This window comes from Kitasatospora sp. NPDC058115, assembly GCF_042884635.1.
In the GTDB taxonomy this organism is placed as follows: Bacteria; Actinomycetota; Actinomycetes; order Streptomycetales; family Streptomycetaceae; genus Kitasatospora.
Genome location: NZ_JBHVTL010000019.1, coordinates 74,534 through 95,947 on the forward strand (window position 1 = coordinate 74,534; position 21,414 = coordinate 95,947).

Below are 21,414 nucleotides of genomic sequence, written 5' to 3' on the forward strand. Positions count from 1 at the left end.
GAACGGGGCCCCGGCCCGGTCCACCGTGACCGGCCGGCCCCGGTCCGGGGCGGCCCGCACCGGCCCGGCCCGTCCCCACCCGGCCCCCCGGACCAGTCAGACGGCCCGGACCAACCAGGCGCCGAGGATCACCGCGCTCGGCGGCGGCCAGGGCCTGTCCGCCTCGCTCTCCGCGCTGCGCCGGCTCACCACCGACCTCACCGCCGTGGTCACCGTCGCCGACGACGGCGGCTCCAGCGGCCGGCTGCGCGAGGAGCTCGGGGTGCTGCCCCCCGGGGACCTGCGCAAGGCGCTCGCCGCGCTCTGCGGCGACGACGACTGGGGCCGCACCTGGTCCGAGGTGATCCAGCAGCGCTTCACCGGCACCGGCGAGCTGGGCGGCCACGCCGTCGGCAACCTGCTGATCGTCGCGCTCTGGGAGAAGCTCGGCGACCCGGTCGCCGCCCTGGACTGGGTCGGCCGGCTGCTCAACGTGCAGGGCCGGGTGCTGCCGATGTCGGCGGTGCCGCTGGACATCGAGGCCGTGGTCCGCGGCCACGACCCGGCCCGCCCCGCCGAGCTGGCCGCCGTCCGCGGCCAGGCCAGCGTCGCGGTCACCCCCGGCACCGTGCAGTCCGTGCGGCTGCTGCCGGCCGAGCCGCCCGCCGTGCCGGAGGCGGTCACCGCCGTCCGGGAGGCGGACTGGGTGGTGCTCGGCCCCGGCTCCTGGTTCACCAGCGTGCTGCCGCACCTGCTGGTGCCCGAGCTGGCGAAGGCGCTGGTGGAGACCCGCGCGCGCCGGCTGCTGACCCTGAACCTGGCCCCGCAGCCCGGCGAGACCGAGGGCTTCACCCCGCAGCGTCACCTGGAGGTCATCGCCGACCACGCTCCGGACCTGGAGGTGGATGCGATCCTTGTGGACGAGCGCGCCGTCACCGGCGGCGCCTTCGGCCAGGCGGACCTGGCCGGACTGGAAAAGGCCGCCGAGCGGATGGGAGCAGCCCTGGTGCTCGGCCGGGTCGCCCGCACCGACGGCACGCCGCGACACGACCCGGAGCTCTTGGCGGCGGCGTACGACCGGATTTTCCGGACACATGGAAGGATCGGGCCATGGCGATGACTCCAGCGGTGAAGGACGAAATCAGCCGGCTCCCGGTCACCCGGGCCTGCTGCCGCAAGGCGGAGGTGTCGGCGATCCTGCGATTCGCGGGCGGGCTGCACATCGTGAGCGGCCGGATCGTGATCGAGGCGGAGCTCGACACCGGAGCGGCCGCGCGGCGGCTGCGCAAGGACCTGCTGGAGATCTTCGGACACTCCTCGGACCTGGTCGTGATGGCCCCCGGCGGCCTGCGGCGCGGGAGCCGCTACGTGGTCCGGGTGGTCAAGGACGGCGAGCTGCTCGCGCGCCAGACCGGCCTCGTGGACGGCCGCGGGCGCCCGATCCGCGGTCTGCCCCCGGCCGTGGTCTCCGGCGCCACCTGTGACGCCGAGGCGGCCTGGCGCGGGGCCTTCCTGGCGCACGGCTCGCTCACCGAGCCCGGCCGCTCGTCCTCGCTGGAGATCACCTGCCCCGGCTCGGAGGCCGCCCTCGCCCTGGTCGGCGCGGCCCGCCGGCTCGGCATCCCGGCCAAGGCCCGCGAGGTGCGCGGGGTCGACCGGGTGGTGATCCGTGACGGCGACGCGATCGGCGCGCTGCTCACCCGGCTCGGCGCGCACGAGTCGGTGCTGGCCTGGGAGGAGCGCCGGATGCGCCGCGAGGTGCGGGCCACCGCCAACCGGCTGGCCAACTTCGACGACGCCAACCTGCGCCGCTCGGCCCGGGCCGCGGTGGCGGCCGGCGCCCGGGTGCAGCGGGCGCTGGAGATCCTCGGCGACGAGGTGCCCGAGCACCTGGCCGCCGCCGGCCAGCTGCGGATGCAGCACAAGCAGGCCTCGCTGGAGGAGCTGGGCGCGCTCGCCGACCCGCCGCTGACCAAGGACGCGGTGGCCGGCCGGATCCGCCGGCTGCTGGCGATGGCCGACAAGCGCGCCTCCGAACTCGGCCTGCCGAGCACCGAGGCCAACCTCACCGACGAGATGGCGCTGAACTGACGCCGACGGCCGCACCCGGGGCCGAACCCTCCGCCGGTGTCCGCTCGCGCGGGCACCGGCGGAGCCGTGTCCGGGGGGTGGGACGGGGCCGCGCGCCCGGGCCCGCGCGGGGCCGGGACCAACTGCCCGGGAGGGCAAGGCCGGACGACCCGGAATTGTTGTGAACACGCGCCACGCCAGGGGTTGCGCGGGCGCCTGATGTGCTCTACCCGGCCTCGGAGGGGTAGGGTCATAGGCGGTCGGGGACATCCCAAAATTCCACCCCGTCGGCATAGCGTCCGGCGTACCTAACGAGGAGATCGGTTCGTGACGATCCGGGTAGGCATCAACGGATTCGGCCGCATCGGCCGCAACTTCTTCCGTGCGGTTCAGGCCCAGGGCGCGGACATCGAGATCGTCGGTGTCAACGACCTGACCGACACCAAGACCCTGGCGCACCTGCTCAAGTACGACTCGATCCTGGGCACCTTCCCGGGCGAGGTGTCGCACACCGCGGACAGCATCACCGTCGACGGCAAGACCTTCAAGGTCATCGCCGAGCGCGACCCGGCCAACCTCCCCTGGGGCGAGCTGGGCGTCGACATCGTCATCGAGTCGACCGGCATCTTCACCAAGGCCGAGGCGGCGAAGAAGCACGTCACGGCCGGCGCCAAGAAGGTCATCATCTCCGCGCCCGCCACCGACGAGGACATCACCATCGTCATGGGCGTCAACGACGAGAAGTACGACGGTGCCAAGCACACTGTCATTTCCAACGCCTCCTGCACCACCAACTGTGTGGCGCCGCTGGCGAAGGTGCTGAACGAGAACTTCGGCATCGTCAAGGGTCTGATGACCACGGTCCACGCGTACACCAACGACCAGGTCACCCTGGACTTCCCGCACAAGGACCTGCGTCGCGCCCGCGCCGCGGCCCTCAACATCATTCCGACCTCGACGGGTGCCGCCAAGGCGACCGCGCTGGTCCTGCCGGAGCTCAAGGGCAAGCTGGACGGCACCTCGCTGCGCGTCCCGGTCCCGACCGGCTCGATCACCGACCTGGTCGTCACCCTGGAGCGCGACGTCACCGTCGCCGAGGTCAACGAGGCCTTCAAGAAGGCCTCCGAGACCACCCTCAAGGGCATCCTGCAGTACACCGAGGACCCGATCGTCTCCTCCGACATCGTGAACTCGCCGTTCTCCACGATCTTCGACTCGCTGATGACCATGGTCCAGGGCAACCAGGTCAAGGTCTTCGGCTGGTACGACAACGAGTGGGGCTACTCGAACCGCCTCGTCAACCTGACCACCCTCGTCGGTGCCGGGCTCTGACGCAGCGGGAGCTGACGTGAAGTAGGGGGGAGGGCCCGGAAGGCATGTGCGAAGCCGACCGGGCCCTCCGTCTGCGCACCCTCAACTCCCCATGGACGGCACAACGTTGTGTCGTCCCCTGCTCCACCATCTCGCCAGGAGACCGAAGACCGTGAAGACCATCGAAGATCTGGACGTCGCCGGAAAGCGCGTGTTCGTGCGCGCCGACCTCAACGTTCCGCTTTCCGACGGCACGATCACCGACGACGGCCGGATCCGTGCCGTCGCCCCGACCATCGCCAAGCTCGTCGAGCGCGGCGCGAAGGTCGTCGTCGCCTCCCACCTCGGCCGTCCCAAGGGCGCGCCGGATCCGCAGTTCTCCCTCGCGCCGGTGGCCGGCCGCCTCGGCGAGATCCTCGGCAAGCCGGTCGCCTTCGCGACCGACACCGTGGGCGAGAGCGCGAAGGCCACCGTCGCCGCCCTGGCCGACGGCGAGGTCACGCTGCTTGAGAACCTGCGTTTCAACGCCGGTGAGACCAGCAAGGACGACGCCGAGCGCACGGCGTTCGCCGGGCAGCTGGCCGCGCTGGCCGACCTCTACGTGGGCGACGGCTTCGGCGCGGTGCACCGCAAGCACGCCTCGGTGTTCGACCTGCCGGCGTTGCTGCCGCACGCGGTCGGCGACCTGATCGCCACCGAGGTGGGCGTGCTCAAGCGCCTCACCGAGGACGTCGCGCGCCCCTACGTGGTGGTGCTCGGCGGCGCCAAGGTCTCCGACAAGGTCGGCGTGATCGAGAACCTGCTGCAGAAGGCCGACCGGATCCTGATCGGCGGCGGCATGGCGTACACCTTCCTCAAGGCCCAGGGCCACGAGGTCGGCATCTCGCTGCTGCAGGAGGACCAGATCCCGACGGTCCAGGGCTACCTGGCGGAGGCGCAGGAGCGCGGCGTCGAGTTCGTCCTGCCGACGGACGTCCTGGTCTCCACCGAGTTCCCGGACCTGAAGACCAAGGCCCCGGCCACCTTCTCGGTCGTCGCCGCGGACGCGATCCCGGCCGACCAGGAGGGCCTGGACATCGGCCCGAAGACCCGCGAGCTGTTCGCGGCGAAGCTGGCCGACGCGAAGACGGTGTTCTGGAACGGTCCGATGGGCGTCTTCGAGCACCCGGACTACGCCGACGGCACCAAGGCCGTCGCGCAGGCCCTGCTCGACAGCGACGCGTTCTCCGTGGTCGGTGGCGGGGACTCCGCCGCGGCCGTCCGCATCCTGGGCTTCGACGAGACGAAGTTCGGGCACATCTCGACCGGCGGTGGCGCGAGCCTGGAGTACCTGGAGGGCAAGCAGCTCCCCGGTCTCACCGCCCTGGAAGGCTGAATCACGCATGACTGAGCGTCTCCCGCTGATGGCGGGCAACTGGAAGATGAACCTCAACCACCTTGAGGCCATCCAGCACACCCAGAAGCTGGCCTTCGCGCTGGCCGACAAGGACTACGAGTCGGTCGAGGTGGCCGTCCTGGTGCCGTTCACCGACCTCCGCTCGGTGCAGACCCTGGTCGACGGTGACAAGCTGAAGATCAAGTACGGCTCGCAGGACATCTCGCAGCACGACGGCGGCGCCTACACCGGCGAGGTCTCCGGGCCGATGCTGTCCAAGCTGAAGTGCACCTACGCAGTGATCGGCCACTCGGAGCGCCGCCAGTACCACGGCGAGAACGAGGAGATCGTCAACGCCAAGGTCAAGGCCGCCTACCGCAGCGGGATCACCCCGATCCTGTGCGTCGGCGAGCCGCTGGAGGTCCGCAAGGCGGGCACCCACGTCGAGCACACCCTGGCCCAGCTCGACGGCGCCCTGAAGGACGTCCCGGCCGCGCAGGCCGAGTCCGTCGTGGTCGCCTACGAGCCGGTCTGGGCGATCGGCACCGGCGAGGTGGCGACCCCCGAGGACGCCCAGGAGGTCTGCGCCGCCATCCGCGCGCGGATCGCCGAGCTGTACGACGCCGAGCTGGCCGGCAAGGTCCGGGTGCTCTACGGCGGTTCGGTGAAGTCGTCGAGCGCGGCCGGCCTGATGGCCAAGCCGGACATCGACGGCGGCCTGATCGGCGGAGCCTCGCTGGACGCCGACGAGTTCGTCAAGATCGTGCGGTACCGTGAGCAGGCAGTAGGCTAACGCCGCCGCAGCAACGTAGGCTTTGGGGCCGGACCACCCGACGTGGTCCGGCCCCTTCGCCGAAGATACGAGAGAGTTGGTCCCGTCGTGGTTATCGGGTTCTCGATTGCCCTGATCGTCTTCAGCCTGCTGATGATCCTCCTGGTGCTGCTGCACAAGGGGAAGGGCGGTGGCCTGTCGGACATGTTCGGTGGCGGCGCGATGTCCACCGGCGGCGGCTCGGCGGTGGCCGAGCGCAACCTCGACCGCATCACGATCGTGGTCGGCCTCGCCTGGTTCGCCAGCCTCGTGGTGCTCGGCCTGGTGCTGAAGTACAAGGGCTGACATAACTCTGACGCCCCGTCGCCCCGCGGCCTATCCTGGACAGGTCCGGGGCGGAGCCGGTGGTGGCGCATGCTTAACTCCTGCTTACACTAGGACGACTTTCGCCACCGATGCGCGTCGCGCGCGTCGGCGCACCAGCACGCAGGGGAGTCAGACCGTGGCAAGTGGCAACGCCATCCGTGGCAGCAGGGTCGGAGCCGGCCCGATGGGTGAGGCGGAGCGCGGCGAATCCGCCCCCCGCAACCGGATCTCCTTCTGGTGCGCGAACAAGCACGAGACCCGGCCGAGCTTCGCGGCCGACGCGGTGATCCCGGAGACCTGGGACTGCCCGCGCTGCGGCTTCCCGGCCGGCCAGGACGAGCACAACCCGCCCGCGCCGTCCCGCAACGAGCCGTACAAGACCCACCTCGCCTACGTCCGGGAGCGGCGCACCGACGCCGACGGCGAGGCGATCCTGGCGGAGGCGCTGGCCAAGCTGCGCGGCGAGATCTGAGCACAGGCGAACGCCGGAGGGCGTCACCCCCGCGGGGGTGACGCCCTCCGGCGTTCCCGGGCCTCAGGCCGAGGCCGGGGGGTACAGCTGGGCCGGCAGCCCGGACGCCGCGGCGCGGTCCAGCAGCCACAGCGTGCGGCCGGTGCCGTGCGCGCCGGAGGCCGGCGCCTGGAGCTCGCCGGGGCCGGACAGCGCCATCGCCACCGCGCCGGCCTTGTCCTCGCCGGCCGCCAGCAGCCAGACCTCGCGGGCCGCGCGGATGGCCGGGAGGGTGAGCGAGATCCGGGTCGGCGGCGGCTTCGGCGCGCCGCGCACGCCGATCACCGTCAGCTCGGTCTCCCGCACGCCCGGGTGCTCCGGGAAGAGCGAGGCGACGTGGGTGTCCGGGCCGACGCCGAGCAGCAGCACGTCGAAGGCCGGGACACCGGCCCGGTCGCCCGGTCCGGCCGCCTTCACCAGCTCCTGCGCGTAGCGGGCCGCCGCGGCGTCGACGTCCGAGCCGTCGGCACCGTCCGAGGCGGGCATCTCGTGCACCCGGGCCGGGTCGAGCGGGACGGCGTCCAGCAGCTCGGCGCGGGCCTGCACGGCGTTGCGCTCCGGGTCGGCGGAGGGCACGAACCGCTCGTCGCCCCACCAGAGGTCCAGCCGCGCCCAGTCGACCGCGTCGCGCGCCGGGGAGGCGGCGATCGCGGCCAGCAGGGCGTTGCCGTTGCGCCCGCCGGTGAGCACCACCGAGGCGGTGCCGCGGGTGGCCTGGGCGTCCACGATCCGGGTGATCAGGCGGGCCGCGGCGGCCTGGGCCATCAGCTCCTTGTCCCGGTGGACGACCAGCTGCGGGGTGGCCGCGGTCATGCCTCCGCCTTCTTGGCGGCGCGCTTGCCGGCGGCCTTCTTCGCGGTGCCGGTGGCCGCCTCGGCGGTCACCCGGGCCGGGTTGGCGACCTGCTCGCCACCCTGCTCGCCGGCCTGCGCGGCGGTCTCGTCGACCGCCCCGGCGACCTCGGCCGCGGCCGCCTGCTCGGCGTTGTCCGGCTCCTTGAGCCGGTCCACGGGCGTGCGGACGGCGGCGGCGTAGATGTCGTCCGGGTCGAGCCGGCGCAGCTCCTCGGCGATCAGCTCCGAGGTCTCGCGCCGCTTGAGCGCCACCTGGCGGTCCGGCGAGCCGGGCATGGACAGGGTGCCCATCAGGCCGTCCGGGCGGTCCAGGGTGATGTCCCCGTCCTTGGTGCGCAGGTGCACCGCGGTGATGCCCGGGCCGTTGGTGACGACGCGCTCGACCGGTGCGTGCAGCCGGGTGTGCAGCCACAGGCCGAGCAGTTCGACGCTGGGGTTGTACGACTCGCCCTCGACCACCGCGGAGGTGATCGTCGACGGCCGCTGGTCCAGCGCGGCGGCCAGCATCGAGCGCCAGCCGGTGATCCGGGTCCAGGCCAGGTCGGTGTCGCCCGGGGTGTAGCTCTGGGCCCGCTGGGCGAGCTGGCCGACCGGGGACTCGGCGGTCACGGCGTCGGTGATCCGGCGCTGGGCGAGCGCACCCAGCGGGTCCTGCGCCGGGTGCAGCGGCGCGTTGTCGGGCCACCAGACCACCACCGGGGCGTCCGGCAGCAGCAGCGGCAGGACGACCGACTGGGCGTGCGCGGCGAGCTCGCCGTGCATCCGCAGGACGACCGTTTCTCCGGAGCCGGCGTCGGAGCCGACCAGGACCTCGGCGTCGAGGCGGGTCTCGGCGCGGGCCCGGGGCGAGCGCCCGGCGCGCTTGATGACCGCCAGGGTGCGCGAGGGGTGCTCGCGGGAGGCGTCGTTGGCCGCCTTGAGGGCGTCGTAGGCGCTGCCCTCGTCGGTCACGATCACCAGGGTGAGCACCATGCCGGCGGCGGTGGCGCCACTGCCCCGGCGGGCCTCCATGAGCGCTGCGTTGATCTTGCCGGACGTGGTGTTCGTGAGGTCGATCTTCATGGCCGGCGCCAGCTCCTGCCGTCTCGTGCGAGCATCTCGTCCGCCTCGGCCGGGCCCCAGGTGCCGGCCGCGTACTCGGCGGGCTTGCCGTGGGTGTCCCAGTACTTCTCGATCGGGTCGAGGATCTGCCAGGAGAGCTCGACCTCCTGGTGACGGGGGAAGAGGTTGGCGTCACCGAGCAGCACGTCGAGGATGAGCCGCTCGTACGCCTCCGGGGAGGACTCGGTGAAGGACTCGCCGTAGGCGAAGTCCATCGTGACGTCCCGGACCTCGAAGGAGGTGCCCGGCACCTTGGAGCCGAACCGCACGGTGACGCCCTCGTCCGGCTGCACCCGGATGACCAGGGCGTTCTGCCCCAGCTCCTCGGTGGCGTAGGAGTCGAACGGCAGGTACGGGGCGCGCTGGAAGACCACCGCGATCTCGGTGACCCGCCGGCCCAGCCGCTTGCCGGTGCGCAGGTAGAACGGCACGCCCGCCCAGCGGCGGTTGTTGATCTCCAGCTTGATGGCCGCGTAGGTGTCGGTCTTGGACTCCGGGTCGATGCCGTCCTCGTCGAGGTAGCCGCCGACCTCCTCGCCGCCCTGCCAGCCGGCCGTGTACTGGCCGCGCACGGTGTGCCGGCCGAGGTCGGCCGGGAGCTTGACGGCGCTGAGCACCTTGAGCTTCTCGGCCACCAGCGCCTTCGGGTGGAAGGACGCAGGCTCCTCGATGGCGGTGAGGGCCATCAGCTGGAGCAGGTGGTTCTGGATGACGTCACGGGCCGAGCCGATGCCGTCGTAGTAGCCGGCCCGGCCGCCGATGCCGATGTCCTCGGCCATGGTGATCTGCACGTGGTCGACGTACGACCGGTTCCAGATCGGCTCGAACATCTGGTTGGCGAAGCGCAGCGCCAGGATGTTCTGGACGGTCTCCTTGCCCAGGTAGTGGTCGATCCGGAAGACCTCGTCCCGGGGGAAGACCTCGTGGACGATCCGGTTCAGCTCCTGGGCGGACTCCAGGTCGTGACCGAACGGCTTCTCGATGACGGCGCGCCGCCAGGAGCCGTTCGGGGGGTCGGCCAGGCCGTGCTTCTTGAGCTGCTGGACGACCGTGGGGAAGAACTTCGGCGGGACGGACAGGTAGAAGGCGAAGTTGCCGCTGGTGCCCTGCGCCTTGTCCAGCTCCTGGATGGTCTCGCGGAGCTTGTCGAAGGCCTCGTCGTCGTCGAAGGTTCCGTGGACGAAGCGCATGCCCTTGGCGAGCTGCTGCCAGACCTCCTCGCGGAAGGGGGTGCGGGCGTGCTCCTTGACCGCGTCGTGGACCTCCTGGGCGAAGTCCTCGTCCTTCCACTCACGGCGGGCGAAGCCGATGAGCGAGAAGCCCGGCGGCAGCAGGCCGCGGTTGGCCAGGTCGTAGACGGCCGGCATCAGCTTCTTGCGGGACAGGTCACCGGTGACCCCGAAGATGACCAGGCCGGACGGCCCCGCGATGCGCGGGAGCCGCCGGTCGGAGGGGTCGCGAAGCGGGTTGACAGGGGCGGACGGGAGGTCTTCCGCGTCCGACTCCGACGTCAACTCGGGGAAATCAGTGCTCACTTGATGGGCTCCGCTTTCGTGCGCTGTGAGCAGGGGGTCACTTCTCGTCGGCGAAGGAGGCGAGCGAGGCGGTGACGGTGTCGAGCAGTTCCTTCCAGGACTGCTCGAACTTCTCCACACCCTCGTCCTCCAGCACCTGGACCACGTCGTCGTAGTCCACGCCGACGGCGGCGACGGCGTCCATCACGGCCTTGGCGTCGGCGTAGTTGGGGACGATGGTGCCGCCGGTGACCACGCCGTGGTCGTCGGTGGCGTCCAGGGTGGCCTCGGGCATCGTGTTGACGGTGCCGGGGGCGATCAGCTCGGTGACGTACAGGGTGTCCGGCAGGGCCGGGTCCTTGACGCCGGTGGACGCCCAGAGCGGGCGCTGCGGCTTGGCGCCGGCGGCCTCCAGGGCCTTCCAGCGGGCGGTGCCGGCGGTCTTGCCGTCGACGGTGCCGAAGACCTCCTCGTAGGCCTGGTAGGCGAGGCGGGCGTTGGCGAGGGCGGCCTTGGAGCGGAGGTCCTTGGCGTCGCCGCCGATCTTCTCCAGGCGCTTGTCGATCTCGGTGTCGACGCGGGAGACGAAGAAGGAGGCGACCGACTCGATCTGGGAGAGGTCCAGGCCCTTGGCCTTGGCGGCCTCCAGACCGGTCAGGTAGGCGTCGATGACGGCCTTGTAGCGCTCCAGCGAGAAGATCAGCGTGACGTTGACGCTGATGCCCTTGCCGATGACCTCGCTGATCGCGGGCAGGCCGGCCTTGGTGGCGGGGATCTTGATGAAGACGTTCGGGCGGTCGACCAGCCACCACAGCTGCTTGGCCTCGGCGACGGTGGCGGCGGTCTCGTGGGCCAGCCGCGGGTCGACCTCGATGGAGACCCGGCCGTCGCGGCCGTTGGAGGCGTCGTAGACCGGGCGCAGCACGTCGGCGGCGTCGCGCACGTCCGAGGTGGTGATCATGCGGATGGCCTCGTCGGTGGTGACCTTGCGGACGGCGAGGTCGCGCAGCTGGCCGTCGTAGGAGCTGTCGCCCCCGCCGATGGCCTTCTGGAAGATGGTCGGGTTGGTGGTCACGCCCACCACGTGCTTGTGCTGCACCAGCTCGGCGAGGTTGCCGGTGTTCAGCCGCTTGCGGCTGAGGTCGTCCAGCCAGATCGCCACGCCTTCGTCGCTGAGGCGCTTCAGTGCGTCAGTCATGGTGCTTCCGTCCCTTAGTGCTTCTTCTTGCTGTGGTGTTGTGGGGGGCGGGCCGGGGCGCCGGTGTGCGGTCGGCGCCCCGGCCCGGTGCCGCTAGCGGTTGACGGCTTCGAGCGAGCGCAGCGCGTTGTGGGCCTCGGCGACCACGCGCTCGGCGGTGATGCCGAACTCCTCGAAGAGCACCTTGTAGTCGGCGGAGGCGCCGAAGTGCTCCAGCGAGACGATCCGGCCGTGGTCGCCGACCAGCTCGCGCCAGCCCTGGGCGATGCCGGCCTCGACCGAGACGCGGGCCTTGACCGACGGCGGCAGCACGCTGTCGCGGTAGGCCTGGTCCTGCTCCTGGAACCACTCGAAGGACGGCAGCGAGACGACGCGGGTGGCGATGCCCTCGGCCTCCAGGACCTCGCGGGCCTTGACGGCCAGCTGGACCTCGGAGCCGGTGCCGAGCAGGATCACCTGCGGGGTGCCGGTGGACGCCTCGGCCAGGACGTAGCCGCCCTTCGCGGTGTCCTCGGGGTTGCCGTAGGACGCCCGGTCGAAGGTCGGGACGTTCTGGCGGGTGAGCGCCAGGCCGACCGGGCCGGGGTGGGTGGTCTGGCGCTCGATGATGGTGCGCCAGGCGACGGCGGTCTCGTTGGCGTCGGCCGGGCGGACCACGGACAGGCCCGGGATGGCGCGCAGCGAGGCGAGGTGCTCGACCGGCTGGTGGGTCGGGCCGTCCTCGCCCAGACCGATGGAGTCGTGGGTCCAGACGTAGGTGACCGGCAGCTTCATCAGGGCGGCCAGGCGGACGGCCGGGCGCATGTAGTCGGCGAAGACCAGGAAGGTGCCGCCGTAGACGCGGGTCTTCCCGTGCAGTGCGATGCCGTTCATGGTGGAGCCCATGGCGTGCTCGCGGATGCCGAAGTGGATGGTGCGGCCGTAGGGGCCGGCCGTCTTCAGCGGGTTGCCCTCGGGGAGGAAGGAGCTGTCCTCGTCGATGGTGGTGAGGTTGGACTCGGCGAGGTCGGCCGAGCCGCCCCACAGCTCCGGGATCACCGCGCCGAGGGCCTTGAGGGTCTCGCCGCTGGCCTTGCGGGTGGCGACGTCCTTGCCGGCCTCGAAGACCGGGACGGCCTTCTTCCAGCCGTCGGGCAGCTCGCCGGCCTGGATGCGGTCGAACTCGGCGGCGCGGCTCGGGTTGGCCGCGCGCCAGGCGTCGAAGGACTGCTGCCACTCGGCGCGGGCGGCCTTGCCGCGCTTGACGACCAGCCGGGCGTGCTCGATGACCTGGTCGCCGACCTCGAAGGTCTTCTCCGGGTCGAAGCCGAGGACCTTCTTGGTGGCGGCGATCTCGGCGGCGCCGAGCGCGGAGCCGTGGGCCTTGGCGGTGTTCTGGGCGTCCGGGGCCGGCCAGGCGATGATCGTGCGCATCGCGATCATCGACGGGCGGGAGGTCTCGGCCTTCGCGGCGGCCAGCGCCTCGGCCAGCGCGGCGACGTCGATGTCGCCGTTGGCCTTCGGGGTGACGCGCTGGACGTGCCAGCCGTACGCCTCGTAGCGCTTGAGGACGTCCTCGGAGAAGGCGGTCTCGGTGTCGCCCTCGATCGAGATGTGGTTGTCGTCGTAGAGGGCGACCAGGTTGCCGAGCTTCTGGTGGCCGGCCAGCGAGGACGCCTCGGCGGAGATGCCCTCCTCCAGGTCGCCGTCGGAGACGATGGACCAGATGGTGTGGTCGAAGGGCGACTCGCCGGCCGGGGCGTCCGGGTCGAACAGGCCGCGCTCGAAGCGGGCGGCCATCGCCATGCCCACCGCGTTGGCGATGCCCTGGCCGAGCGGGCCGGTGGTGGTCTCGACGCCGGCGGTGTGCCCGTGCTCGGGGTGGCCGGGGGTGCGGCTGCCGGCGACCCGGAAGGCCTTGAGGTCGTCGAGCTCCAGGCCGTAGCCGGAGAAGTAGAGCTGCGTGTAGAGCGTCAGGCTGGTGTGACCGGGGGAGAGGACGAACCGGTCACGGCCGACCCAGGACGGGTCGGTGGGGTCGTGGCGCAGGAAGCGCTGGAAGATCAGGTAGGCGGCCGGGGCCAACGACATGGCCGTCCCGGGGTGTCCGTTCCCGACCTTCTGGACCGCGTCCATCGCCAGGACCCGGGCCGTGTCGACGGTCCGCTCGTCGAGGTCCGACCACTCGAATGCATTCGGCGTCGTGCTCACCCTGTCTCAGGGCTCCTTCCATGGTGAAGAGTGACCCCGTGAGGGACCGGGTCGGCCACGTCGCTGGGGCCGGACGCTGTGGTGGTGCCGGTCACGGAGGGTAGATCCCGCTTCTGTGGGCGAGCCTACCGTCCGGGCCGGGGCTCACCCTCCGTGGTGGGACAACTCAGGCATGTTGGCCGTCATTCCCCGGACGGTCCGTGGACGACCCTGGCCCGGCGGGGCCGGTCCCTTTGTCCACCCTCGCCCGGATCCGTCCGGTTCGCCTCCCCGGGGTGCGGGACGGGGGACCGGCGGCCCCGCGCGGCCCCTCGGGCAACGTTCCAGGTGGGGGCGGCGGGGGTTCACCCGGGGGTGTGCGTTCCGCCCCGCCGGGGCACCCCCGGGGCCGGTGGGGAGATATGGAGCGTCTAAGGTGGCGTGGTACGCGCAGAGCGGACGATTCGGGAGACAACGTTCCGGTGGCCGCCTGCGAGGATTCATCTTCAGTTGGGGTGTTAGTGACCGCCGTCGAATCCCGTCCCGCCGGGGTCACCGGGGCGACGCCTGCGCAACGGCCGTTCGGGGCCCGTGTGGGCGCCTTCGTCGCACTGACCAAGCCGCGGATCATCGAGCTGCTGCTGATCACCACGGTTCCGGTGATGTTCCTGGCGGAACGCGGCGTGCCGAACCTGCTGCTGGTGCTGAAGGTGGTCCTCGGCGGGTACCTCTCGGCGGGCGGCGCCAACGCCCTCAACATGTACATCGACCGCGACATCGACGCGGTGATGTCCCGTACCGAGCGGCGGCCGATCGTCACCGGCATGGTCTCGCCGCGCGAGGCGCTGGTGTTCGGCATCACGCTCGGTGTGCTGTCGACGGTCTGGCTGGGCGTCCTGGTCAACTGGCTGTCCTCGGCGCTGGCGCTCGGCGCCCTGCTGTTCTACGTGTTCGTCTACACGCTGGGACTCAAGCGGCGCACCGCGCAGAACATCGTCTGGGGCGGGATCGCCGGCTGCATGCCGGTCTTCGTCGGCTGGGCGGCCGTCACCAACTCGGTCTCCTGGTCGGCCCTGGTGCTCTTCCTGGTGATCTTCTTCTGGACGCCGCCGCACTACTGGCCGCTGTCGATGAAGGTCCGCGAGGACTACGCCCGGGCCGGGGTGCCGATGCTCCCGGTGATCAAGGGCAACCTGGCCGTCGCCAAGCAGATCGTCGCCTACTCCTGGGTGATGGTGGGCGTCTCGCTGCTGCTGTGGCCGCTGGCCGACACCAGCTGGCTCTACCCGGTCTCGGCGGTGCTGCTCGGCGCGGCCTGGCTCAAGGAGGCGCACGCGCTGTACGGGCGGGCGAAGGCCGGTGTGGTGGGTGCCAAGCTCAAGGAGATGCGGCTGTTCCACTGGTCGATCACCTACCTGACGCTGCTGTTCGTGGTGATCGCGGTGGACCCGTTTGTGAAGTGAGGACTGCCGAGAAGGCCCCGGTCGATGCGACCGGGGCCTTCTTCGTTCTCCGGCGCCGTCACCGGGAGGGGAGCTCCGAGGGGCCGACGTGGCCGTCCAGCCAGTCCTTGAGCGGCTGCGAGGCGCGCAGGAAGCCGGTGATCCGCTCGTACGCGTCCCGGGTGCCCAGCCAGGGCCCGGGGGCCCACTCCTGCCAGGCGACCAGCCCCTTGTGGCGCAGCAGCGCGATCCGCGGGTGGTCCTTGGGGTAGCCGCGCGGGGCGGACTTCAGCGAGTCCCGGCCGACCACCTCGGGGCCCGCCGCGCGGACCCGGGCGACCACCCGCTCCAGCTCCGCGCCGGAGACGTCCTCGGCGACCGCGGCGCGGTAGCGCTCCAGCTGGTCGGCGGCGAGCCGGTAGAGCCCGTTGCCGCAGGCCAGGCCGTCGGCGGAGAGCTGCACGTAGCCGCCGGCCCGCAGATGGGCGCCGATGTGGGTCTTGTACGGGGACTTGTCGGCACTGAACCGGACGTCCCGGTGGGGGCGGAAGATCGTGCCCGGCCCGAACCCGGGTTCCAGCTCGGCCAGCAGCTGCTCCATGGGCTCCCGTACGGCGTGCTCGTACCGGGCCTTGTGGGACTGCCAGAAGGTCTTGGAGTTGTCGGCTTCGAGGTGCTCGTAGAAGTCGAGCGCCTCGGCCGGCCAGCCGTCGAAGGTCACCCCCTCAGTATGTGGCCCGGTGCACACGGCGCTCCCGTCGCCAGCACCCCTACCGCTGGGTAGCATGCGGGCATGAGCAGCGCAGAGACCGCCACCCCCGCCGCGCCGGACGCCCGTGCCGAGCGCCGCGCCAAGCGCATCGCCAAGAACCTGACCGCCTTCGCCGCGCAGCACGGCGGCAGCGCCGACGGCGTCGTCGAGTACGTCGGCGCGGTCGCCACCCGGATCGTGGTGGTCGGCGCCGACGGCGCCTGGGGCGACCAGGTCGCGCCCAGCTACGCGGTGGGCCGCCGCGCCGCCGAGCTCGCGGGGATCACCCTGCACGACTCCTTCGAGGGCGAGCTCGGCCTGAAGGTGCGGACCGGCGCCTACGAGTGGAAGCGGATGGCCGGCATCCAGCTCGGCGGCTGACCCGCCGCCCGTGCGACGCCGAAGGGCCCCGGTCGGGTACGACCGGGGCCTTTCGCGGTGTCCGGGAGCCGTCAGACGGCCGCGGCCTCGGGGGTGCGGGCGGCGGGGGCGCCGGCGGCGACCGGGACGGCGTCGCGGGTGCGCAGGGCGAGGGGGATGCGCAGGGCGGCGATCCAGATCAGCGTGGCGCCGAGCATGTGGAGGCCGACGAGGAGCTCGGGGACGTCGGTGAAGTACTGGACGAAGCCGATCACGCCCTGGAGCAGCAGGCCGGCGAGGAGTTCACGGGCCCGGGCCTTGGCGGCCGGCGGGGCCTTGACGGCGGCGAAGACGAAGATCACCGCGATCGACAGGCCGATCGAGACGAAGGCCAGGTCGGCGTGGGCCTGGGCGAGGCGGTCGTAGTCCAGCGGGATGCGCGGGACCATCTTGTTGTCCTTGGGCGTGCCCGGGTGGTGTCCGGCGCCGGTGACCAGGGTGCCGGCGGCCACCAGCAGGCCGATCACGCCGACCAGGACGTAGCCGAGGCGCTTGATGGGCTCGGCGACCAGCGGGCGGGCCGGGCCGTCGCCCTCCTTGCTGCGCTCCCACATCAGGGTGGCGACCCAGACCAGGGCCATTGCGGCGATCAGGTGCAGCGCCACGGTGTAGGGGTTGAGGCCGGTCAGCACGGTGATGCCGCCGAGCACGGCGTTGCTCATCACCAGCCAGAACTGCGCCCAGCCGAGCTTGGTCAGGCTGTGCCGCCAGGGGCGGTGGCAGCGGGCGGCGAGGATCGCCCAGCCGACGGCGGCGCTCAGCACGTAGGTGAGCATCCGGTTGGTGAACTCGACGACGCCGTGGAAGCCCATCTCGGCGGTCGGGGTGAGGCTCTCGTCGGTGCAGCGCGGCCAGGTGGTGCAGCCGAGGCCGGAGGCGGTGAGCCGGACGGCGCCGCCGGTGACGACGATCACCACGCTCATCACCAGCGCGGCGAACGCGGCGCGCTTGACCACGGCGGCGGAGGGCTGCCAGCGCTCGGCGAGCAGGGAGAAGGGGGTGGTGTTAGGCACGGCGTCCATGGTATGCGGCCTTACAGCCGATCTTGGGGCGGGGCGGCGGTGGCGTCCGGTCGAACGGCGGAGTCTTCCCGAGTCGACTTAGCGGTAAACCCATGTTCCGTAAAGACGTCGCAAAAAGGACTGTTCGGGCAACGCGGTCATTGGTCTTGACCATTCACCCATTTGGCCGAAAGAGTGCGGGTTGGTCCATACCTTTTTCAGGTGGACCCCTCCCACCCCCGCACGTAAGCGGAGATCCTGCACATGCGCATATCCGTTCCCGCCGCAGCGCTCGCGCTCGGTGGATCACTCGTTCTGGCCGGGCTGGTAGCCCCGGCCACCGCCTACGCCGCCGACCCGAACCAGTGCCTGAGCCTCGGGGTCGCCAACCTCTACGGAGAGTTCGTCGAGGGTGACGACACCCATACGCCGGACGCCGAGGGTGCGGTGGCGGTCGGCGGCAACGCCGACTTCACCGGCGGTTTCTCGGTCGGCCAGGAGCTGACCGCGGACCAGGTCAAGGCGCTGCCCGGCGGCAACGCCCTGGTCGTCGCCGGCAAGCTGACCGGCGGCAACACCCAGGTGATGAAGGGCAACGGCGTCTACGGCGCGAAGCCCGAGGCCGCCGTGATCCAGGCCCACCAGGGCACCGTCGGCCAGGGCGGCTCGCCGATCGACTTCGCCGCCGAGTTCGCCAGGGCGCGCGCCGTCGCCACCACGCTGGCGGGGCTGCCGCAGACCGCCGGCGCCACCGTCGAGGCCAAGGGCAAGGAGCTCTACCTCACCAGCGGCGACGCGAAGTTCAACAGCTTCACCGTTCCGGCGGCCACCCTGCAGGGCGCCACCGACATCTTCGTGAAGGTGCCGGCCGGCGCGGTCACCGTGGTCACCGTCACCGGCGCGTCGTACGACCAGGCCGCCGCGAAGACCACCGGCTTCCACCTGTGGGACGAGGGCAAGAAGGCCTACGTCCTCGACGACAAGAACCAGAGCGCGCACGGCGGCGCCGTCCGCTCCAAGCTGCTCTGGAACTTCCCGACCGCCACCAAGGTGGTCAAGAGCAGCCTGGCCGCCTGGTCCGGCACCGTGCTGGCGCCGAACGCCGCGTTCGACCTCGGCTCGGCCGCCCCGGTGAACGGCTCGGTCATCGTCAAGTCGCTGACCGGCAAGGGCGGTGCGGAGACGCACCACTACCCGTTCACCGGCTGCCTGCCGGGCGTCGTGCCCCCCACCACGCCGCCGACCACGCCGGCCACCACGCCGCCGGTGGTGGTGCCGACCGGTACGCCGTCCGCCACCACCACGCCGTCCACGCCGCCCACCCCGGGCACCACCGGGACGCCGAGCACCCCGCCGGCCACCCCGGGCACCACCGCTCCGTCGGTGACGCCGAGCGGTTCGACCGGCCCGTCCGCCTCGGGGACGGCCAAGCCGTCCGCGAGCGCCTCGGCGAGCCCGTCGGCCTCCGCGTCCGGCGCGGCGGTCGTGCCGGGCGCCTCGGCGAGCCCGTCGGTCAAGGCCGACGCCGGGGGCGACCTCGCCCACACCGGTTCCGGCCCGGTCGTGCCGCTGGCGATCGGCGGCGCGGTGGTCATCGCCGCCGGTGGCGCGCTGGTCCTGGTCGCGCGTCGGCGCAAGGCGGCCGGCCAGGCCTGAGCCCGCCCCTGGAAGGTGTCGGACCGTCAATGATCCGAACTGCCCGATCAGGCACCCCCGGTGATCGCGAACGATCACCGGGGGTCGCGCTTTTCGGCCACTGTGACGGAGTTCATTCCGTGTTGGCCGAAGCGGCGTCCTCCGAGGCCGTGGGTGTGATGGGGTACCGATGCACACGCACAGGCGGCCGGACAGAGGAAATCCGGCCGCGCAGCGGGGTGTGGAGAGGTACGGGAGTGCCGGTAGAGTCCCCCGGACAGTCGTAGCGGGCCACCGCTGTTCCACTCAACACGCCTGCTGCACAAGACCATTCGGAGGGGACAACGAGATGGCGCGACAGCGGCGGCAGATGATCGGAACCGGCGCGGCGGTGGCGGGCACGGCGGCGGCCGCCGTCCTGCTGCCGGTGGTGCTGGCGACCAGCGCGTCGGCCCATGTGCCGACCTGGCGGGTGACCTGCGACAGCATCGTGGTCGACCTGACCAACTACAGTGCCGAGGCGGGGATCAAGAACTCCGTCAGCCTGACCCTGGACGGCGTGAAGCTGCTGGACCAGAAGGAGTTCGGCAAGGAGTTCCACCAGACCTTCCCGGTGGCGGCGCACAACGCGCCGGTCGACGCCACGCTCGTGGTGACCACCACCGAGGACCCCAAGAACAACGACTGGAACAAGACCGAGACCAAGACGATCCCGGTCTGCGCCACGCCGACGCCCACCCCGACCCCCACCCCGACCCCCACGCCGACGCCGACCCCGACGCCGACGCCCACCCCCACGGTGACGCCGACCCCGACGCCGACGCCGACGCCCACGCCGACGCCGACCCCCACGCCCACCCGGACGGCCACCCCGACCCCGACCCCGACGCCCACCCCCACGCCGACGCGTACGGTGACGCCGACCCCCACCCCCAGCCGCACGGCGACCCCGGCCCCGGTCGTCACGCCGGCCCCGGCCGCCCCGGCGCTCGCGCAGACCGGTAGCAGCGACGCCACCCCGGTCATCGCGGCCGTCGGCGGCGGCGTGGTCGTCCTCGGCGGCGCCCTCCTGGTGCTCGCCCGCCGCCGCCGCGGCGCCAACCCCGAGAGCTGATCCGGAGGGGACGCGGGTCCCCCGGTCCGGAGACGACGACGGCCCCCGGCTCATCCACCGAGCCGGGGGCCGTTCCGTCGTAACAGGGGCCGGGTGTCACTCCCAGCGGAAGAACCGGGCGGCGGCGGCGAGGGCGGCCACGGCCCAGGCGGCGAGGACGGCGAGGTCGGTCCAGGGGGTGGCGGCGCCGGTCTGCAGGACGGCGCGCAGGCCGTCGGAGAGGGCGGCGATGGGGAGGAGTTCCAGGGCCGACTGGACGGCGGCGGGGAACTTCGAGAGCGGGACGATCACCCCGCCGGCCAGCAGCAGCAGGATGAAGACCAGGTTGGCGGCGGCCAGCGTGGCCTCGGCGCGCAGGGTGCCGGCCATCAGCAGGCCGAGGCCGGAGAAGGCGGCGGTGCCGAGCACCAGGAGGGCGAGGACGCCGAGCGGGTTGCCCTGCGGGGACCAGCCGAGGGCCAGCGCGATCACCGACAGCAGCGCCACCTGGAGCGCCTCGGTGACCAGCACGCAGCCGGTCTTCGCGGTGAGCAGCGCCCAGCGGGGGAGCGGGCTGGCGCCGAGGCGCTTCAGCACGCCGTAGCGCCGCTCGAAGCCGGTGGCGATGGCCTGGCCGGTGAACGCGGTGGACATCACCGCGAGCGCGAGCAGCCCCGGGGCGAGGAAGTCCACCCGCTTGCCGGGCCCCTCGACGGCGACGACGTCGACGGCGGAGAAGAGCACCAGCAGCACCGTCGGGATGACCACGGTGAGCAGCAGCTGCTCACCGTTGCGCAGCAGCATCCGGGTCTCGAACGCGGTCTGCGCGAGCAGCATCCGGCCGACCGGCGCGGCGCCGGGCCTCGGGGCGTAGCCGGCGTGGCCGGTGTCGTCGGCGTGGTCGGTGGTGGTCATGAACGCAGGTCCCGTCCGGTCAGGTCGAGGAAGACGTCTTCGAGGCTGCGGCGCTGCACCGCGAGCCGTTCGGGCAGCACGCCGCCGGCCGCGCACCAGGCGGTGACGGTGGCCAGCAGCTGCGGGTCGACCGGCGCCTCGACGCGGTAGCTGCCGGGGGAGGTCTCGGCGGCGGTGGCGCCCTCGGGCAGCTCCTTGAGCAGGGTGGCGAGGTCCAGCCCGGGCGGCGCGTCGAAGCGCACGGTGGACTCCGCGCCGCCGCGGCAGAGCTCGTCCGGGGTGCCCTCGGCGATCACCCGGCCGCGGTCGACGATCGCGACCCGGTCGGCGAGCTGCTCGGCCTCCTCCATGTGGTGGGTGGTGACCACCACGGTGACGCCGTCCCGGCGCAGGTCGCGGACCAGCTCCCAGGTGGCGCGGCGGGCCTGCGGGTCCAGGCCCGCGGTGGGCTCGTCCAGGAAGACCAGCTCGGGGCGGCCGACCACGGCCATCGCCAGGGCGAGCCGCTGCTGCTGGCCGCCGGAGAGCCGGCGGTAGGCGGTGCGCCCGCAGGAGCCGAGGCCGAGCCGATCGACCAGCGCGTCGACGTCCAGCGGGTGGGCGTGCAGCCGGGCGGTGTGCCGGAGCATCTCGACGGCGCGGGCCCCCGCGTAGACGCCGCCGGACTGCAGCATCACGCCGATCCGGGGGCGCAGCTCGGCGCCCCGGGCGACCGGGTCCAGGCCGAGCACCCGCACGGTGCCGGCATCCGGACGGCGGTAGCCCTCGCAGGTCTCGATGGTGGTGGTCTTGCCGGCGCCGTTGGGGCCGAGGACGGCGGTGACCGTGCCGCGCGCGATGCTGAGGTCGAGACCGTCCACCGCGGCCTTCTCGCCGTAGCGCTTGACCAGCCCGGTGATCTGGACCGCGGGTTCGGATTGCATACGGGTGAGTCTAA

At 72.2% G+C, this 21,414-nt stretch carries 20 protein-coding genes; 11 read left to right on the top strand and 9 right to left on the bottom strand.

Annotation, left to right across the window (positions count from 1 at the left end; translation table 11 throughout):
• Positions 1-25: 25 nt before the first annotated feature.
• From yvcK to ACFVVL_RS20955, 7 genes are all read left to right on the top strand, one after another.
• The gene (gene yvcK, locus ACFVVL_RS20925; RefSeq protein WP_387677536.1) at positions 26-1,099 is read left to right on the top strand and encodes a uridine diphosphate-N-acetylglucosamine-binding protein YvcK; all 1,074 of its coding nucleotides are present in this window, start codon (positions 26-28) and stop codon (positions 1,097-1,099) included.
• Positions 1,090-2,070, top strand: coding sequence for a DNA-binding protein WhiA (gene whiA / locus ACFVVL_RS20930; protein ID WP_209411690.1), 981 nt, complete (start codon positions 1,090-1,092; stop codon positions 2,068-2,070). The genes yvcK and whiA overlap by 10 nt, the downstream gene beginning before the upstream one ends.
• A gap of 306 nt (positions 2,071-2,376) precedes the next feature.
• Positions 2,377-3,381, top strand: coding sequence for a type I glyceraldehyde-3-phosphate dehydrogenase (gap, locus tag ACFVVL_RS20935; protein WP_380288546.1), 1,005 nt, complete (start codon positions 2,377-2,379; stop codon positions 3,379-3,381).
• A 151-nt stretch (positions 3,382-3,532) separates the two neighbouring features.
• On the top strand, positions 3,533-4,735 hold the full coding sequence (locus tag ACFVVL_RS20940; protein ID WP_387677299.1) for a phosphoglycerate kinase: 1,203 nt from the start codon (positions 3,533-3,535) through the stop codon (positions 4,733-4,735).
• Positions 4,736-4,742: 7 nt separating this feature from the next.
• On the top strand, positions 4,743-5,528 hold the full coding sequence (tpiA, locus tag ACFVVL_RS20945; RefSeq protein ID WP_380288542.1) for a triose-phosphate isomerase: 786 nt from the start codon (positions 4,743-4,745) through the stop codon (positions 5,526-5,528).
• Between the two features lie 87 nt (positions 5,529-5,615).
• Positions 5,616-5,852 carry a preprotein translocase subunit SecG gene (secG, locus tag ACFVVL_RS20950; protein ID WP_380288540.1) on the top strand — a complete coding sequence of 79 codons (237 nt, stop codon included), beginning with the start codon at positions 5,616-5,618 and terminating at the stop codon, positions 5,850-5,852.
• Positions 5,853-6,009: 157 nt separating this feature from the next.
• Complete coding sequence (locus tag ACFVVL_RS20955) at positions 6,010-6,345, top strand: RNA polymerase-binding protein RbpA (RefSeq protein WP_380288538.1); 336 nt, start codon at positions 6,010-6,012, stop codon at positions 6,343-6,345.
• A 63-nt stretch (positions 6,346-6,408) separates the two neighbouring features.
• On the opposite strand, the gene pgl is transcribed toward ACFVVL_RS20955, so the two are convergent.
• The 5 genes from pgl to tkt form a co-directional block, all read right to left on the bottom strand.
• Positions 6,409-7,197: a 6-phosphogluconolactonase gene (gene pgl / locus ACFVVL_RS20960; RefSeq protein ID WP_387677303.1), complete on the bottom strand. Its 789-nt coding sequence runs from the start codon at positions 7,195-7,197 to the stop codon at positions 6,409-6,411.
• A complete protein-coding gene (gene opcA, locus ACFVVL_RS20965; RefSeq protein ID WP_387677306.1) occupies positions 7,194-8,300 on the bottom strand; it encodes a glucose-6-phosphate dehydrogenase assembly protein OpcA in 1,107 nt (368 codons plus the stop codon). Before opcA ends, pgl begins: the two co-directional genes overlap by 4 nt.
• The gene (gene zwf, locus ACFVVL_RS20970; RefSeq protein WP_380288595.1) at positions 8,297-9,853 is read right to left on the bottom strand and encodes a glucose-6-phosphate dehydrogenase; all 1,557 of its coding nucleotides are present in this window, start codon (positions 9,851-9,853) and stop codon (positions 8,297-8,299) included. Before zwf ends, opcA begins: the two co-directional genes overlap by 4 nt.
• A 58-nt stretch (positions 9,854-9,911) precedes the next feature.
• On the bottom strand, positions 9,912-11,051 hold the full coding sequence (gene tal, locus ACFVVL_RS20975) for a transaldolase (RefSeq protein WP_387677309.1): 1,140 nt from the start codon (positions 11,049-11,051) through the stop codon (positions 9,912-9,914).
• 93 nt (positions 11,052-11,144) lie between these two features.
• Positions 11,145-13,241, bottom strand: coding sequence for a transketolase (gene tkt, locus ACFVVL_RS20980; RefSeq protein ID WP_387677312.1), 2,097 nt, complete (start codon positions 13,239-13,241; stop codon positions 11,145-11,147).
• Between the two features lie 500 nt (positions 13,242-13,741).
• Here tkt and ACFVVL_RS20985 point away from each other — a divergent pair, with 500 nt between their 5' ends.
• Positions 13,742-14,683, top strand: a complete 942-nt coding sequence (locus ACFVVL_RS20985) for a heme o synthase (RefSeq protein WP_380288528.1) — start codon at positions 13,742-13,744, stop codon at positions 14,681-14,683.
• A 58-nt stretch (positions 14,684-14,741) separates the two neighbouring features.
• Here ACFVVL_RS20985 and ACFVVL_RS20990 read toward each other — a convergent pair whose 3' ends face one another.
• Positions 14,742-15,383 (bottom strand): DUF2461 domain-containing protein, encoded by a 642-nt coding sequence (locus tag ACFVVL_RS20990; RefSeq protein WP_387677316.1) that lies wholly within the window; start codon positions 15,381-15,383, stop codon positions 14,742-14,744.
• A gap of 72 nt (positions 15,384-15,455) precedes the next feature.
• Between ACFVVL_RS20990 and ACFVVL_RS20995 the strand changes: the two genes are divergently transcribed.
• Positions 15,456-15,794, top strand: a complete 339-nt coding sequence (locus ACFVVL_RS20995) for a hypothetical protein (protein WP_387677319.1) — start codon at positions 15,456-15,458, stop codon at positions 15,792-15,794.
• 71 nt (positions 15,795-15,865) lie between these two features.
• On the opposite strand, the gene ACFVVL_RS21000 is transcribed toward ACFVVL_RS20995, so the two are convergent.
• On the bottom strand, positions 15,866-16,855 hold the full coding sequence (locus tag ACFVVL_RS21000) for a heme A synthase (protein ID WP_387677322.1): 990 nt from the start codon (positions 16,853-16,855) through the stop codon (positions 15,866-15,868).
• Positions 16,856-17,098: 243 nt separating this feature from the next.
• Here ACFVVL_RS21000 and ACFVVL_RS21005 point away from each other — a divergent pair, with 243 nt between their 5' ends.
• Both ACFVVL_RS21005 and ACFVVL_RS21010 read left to right on the top strand, forming a co-directional pair.
• Complete coding sequence (locus ACFVVL_RS21005; RefSeq protein ID WP_387677324.1) at positions 17,099-18,490, top strand: choice-of-anchor A family protein; 1,392 nt, start codon at positions 17,099-17,101, stop codon at positions 18,488-18,490.
• 328 nt (positions 18,491-18,818) lie between these two features.
• Positions 18,819-19,583: an LAETG motif-containing sortase-dependent surface protein gene (locus ACFVVL_RS21010; protein WP_387677327.1), complete on the top strand. Its 765-nt coding sequence runs from the start codon at positions 18,819-18,821 to the stop codon at positions 19,581-19,583.
• 96 nt (positions 19,584-19,679) lie between these two features.
• Here the strand turns inward: ACFVVL_RS21010 and ACFVVL_RS21015 are convergent, their stop codons facing one another.
• Positions 19,680-20,477, bottom strand: a complete 798-nt coding sequence (locus tag ACFVVL_RS21015; RefSeq protein WP_380288516.1) for an ABC transporter permease — start codon at positions 20,475-20,477, stop codon at positions 19,680-19,682.
• A complete protein-coding gene (locus ACFVVL_RS21020; protein WP_387677330.1) occupies positions 20,474-21,400 on the bottom strand; it encodes an ABC transporter ATP-binding protein in 927 nt (308 codons plus the stop codon). Before ACFVVL_RS21020 ends, ACFVVL_RS21015 begins: the two co-directional genes overlap by 4 nt.
• Between the last annotated feature and the right edge of the window lie 14 nt (positions 21,401-21,414).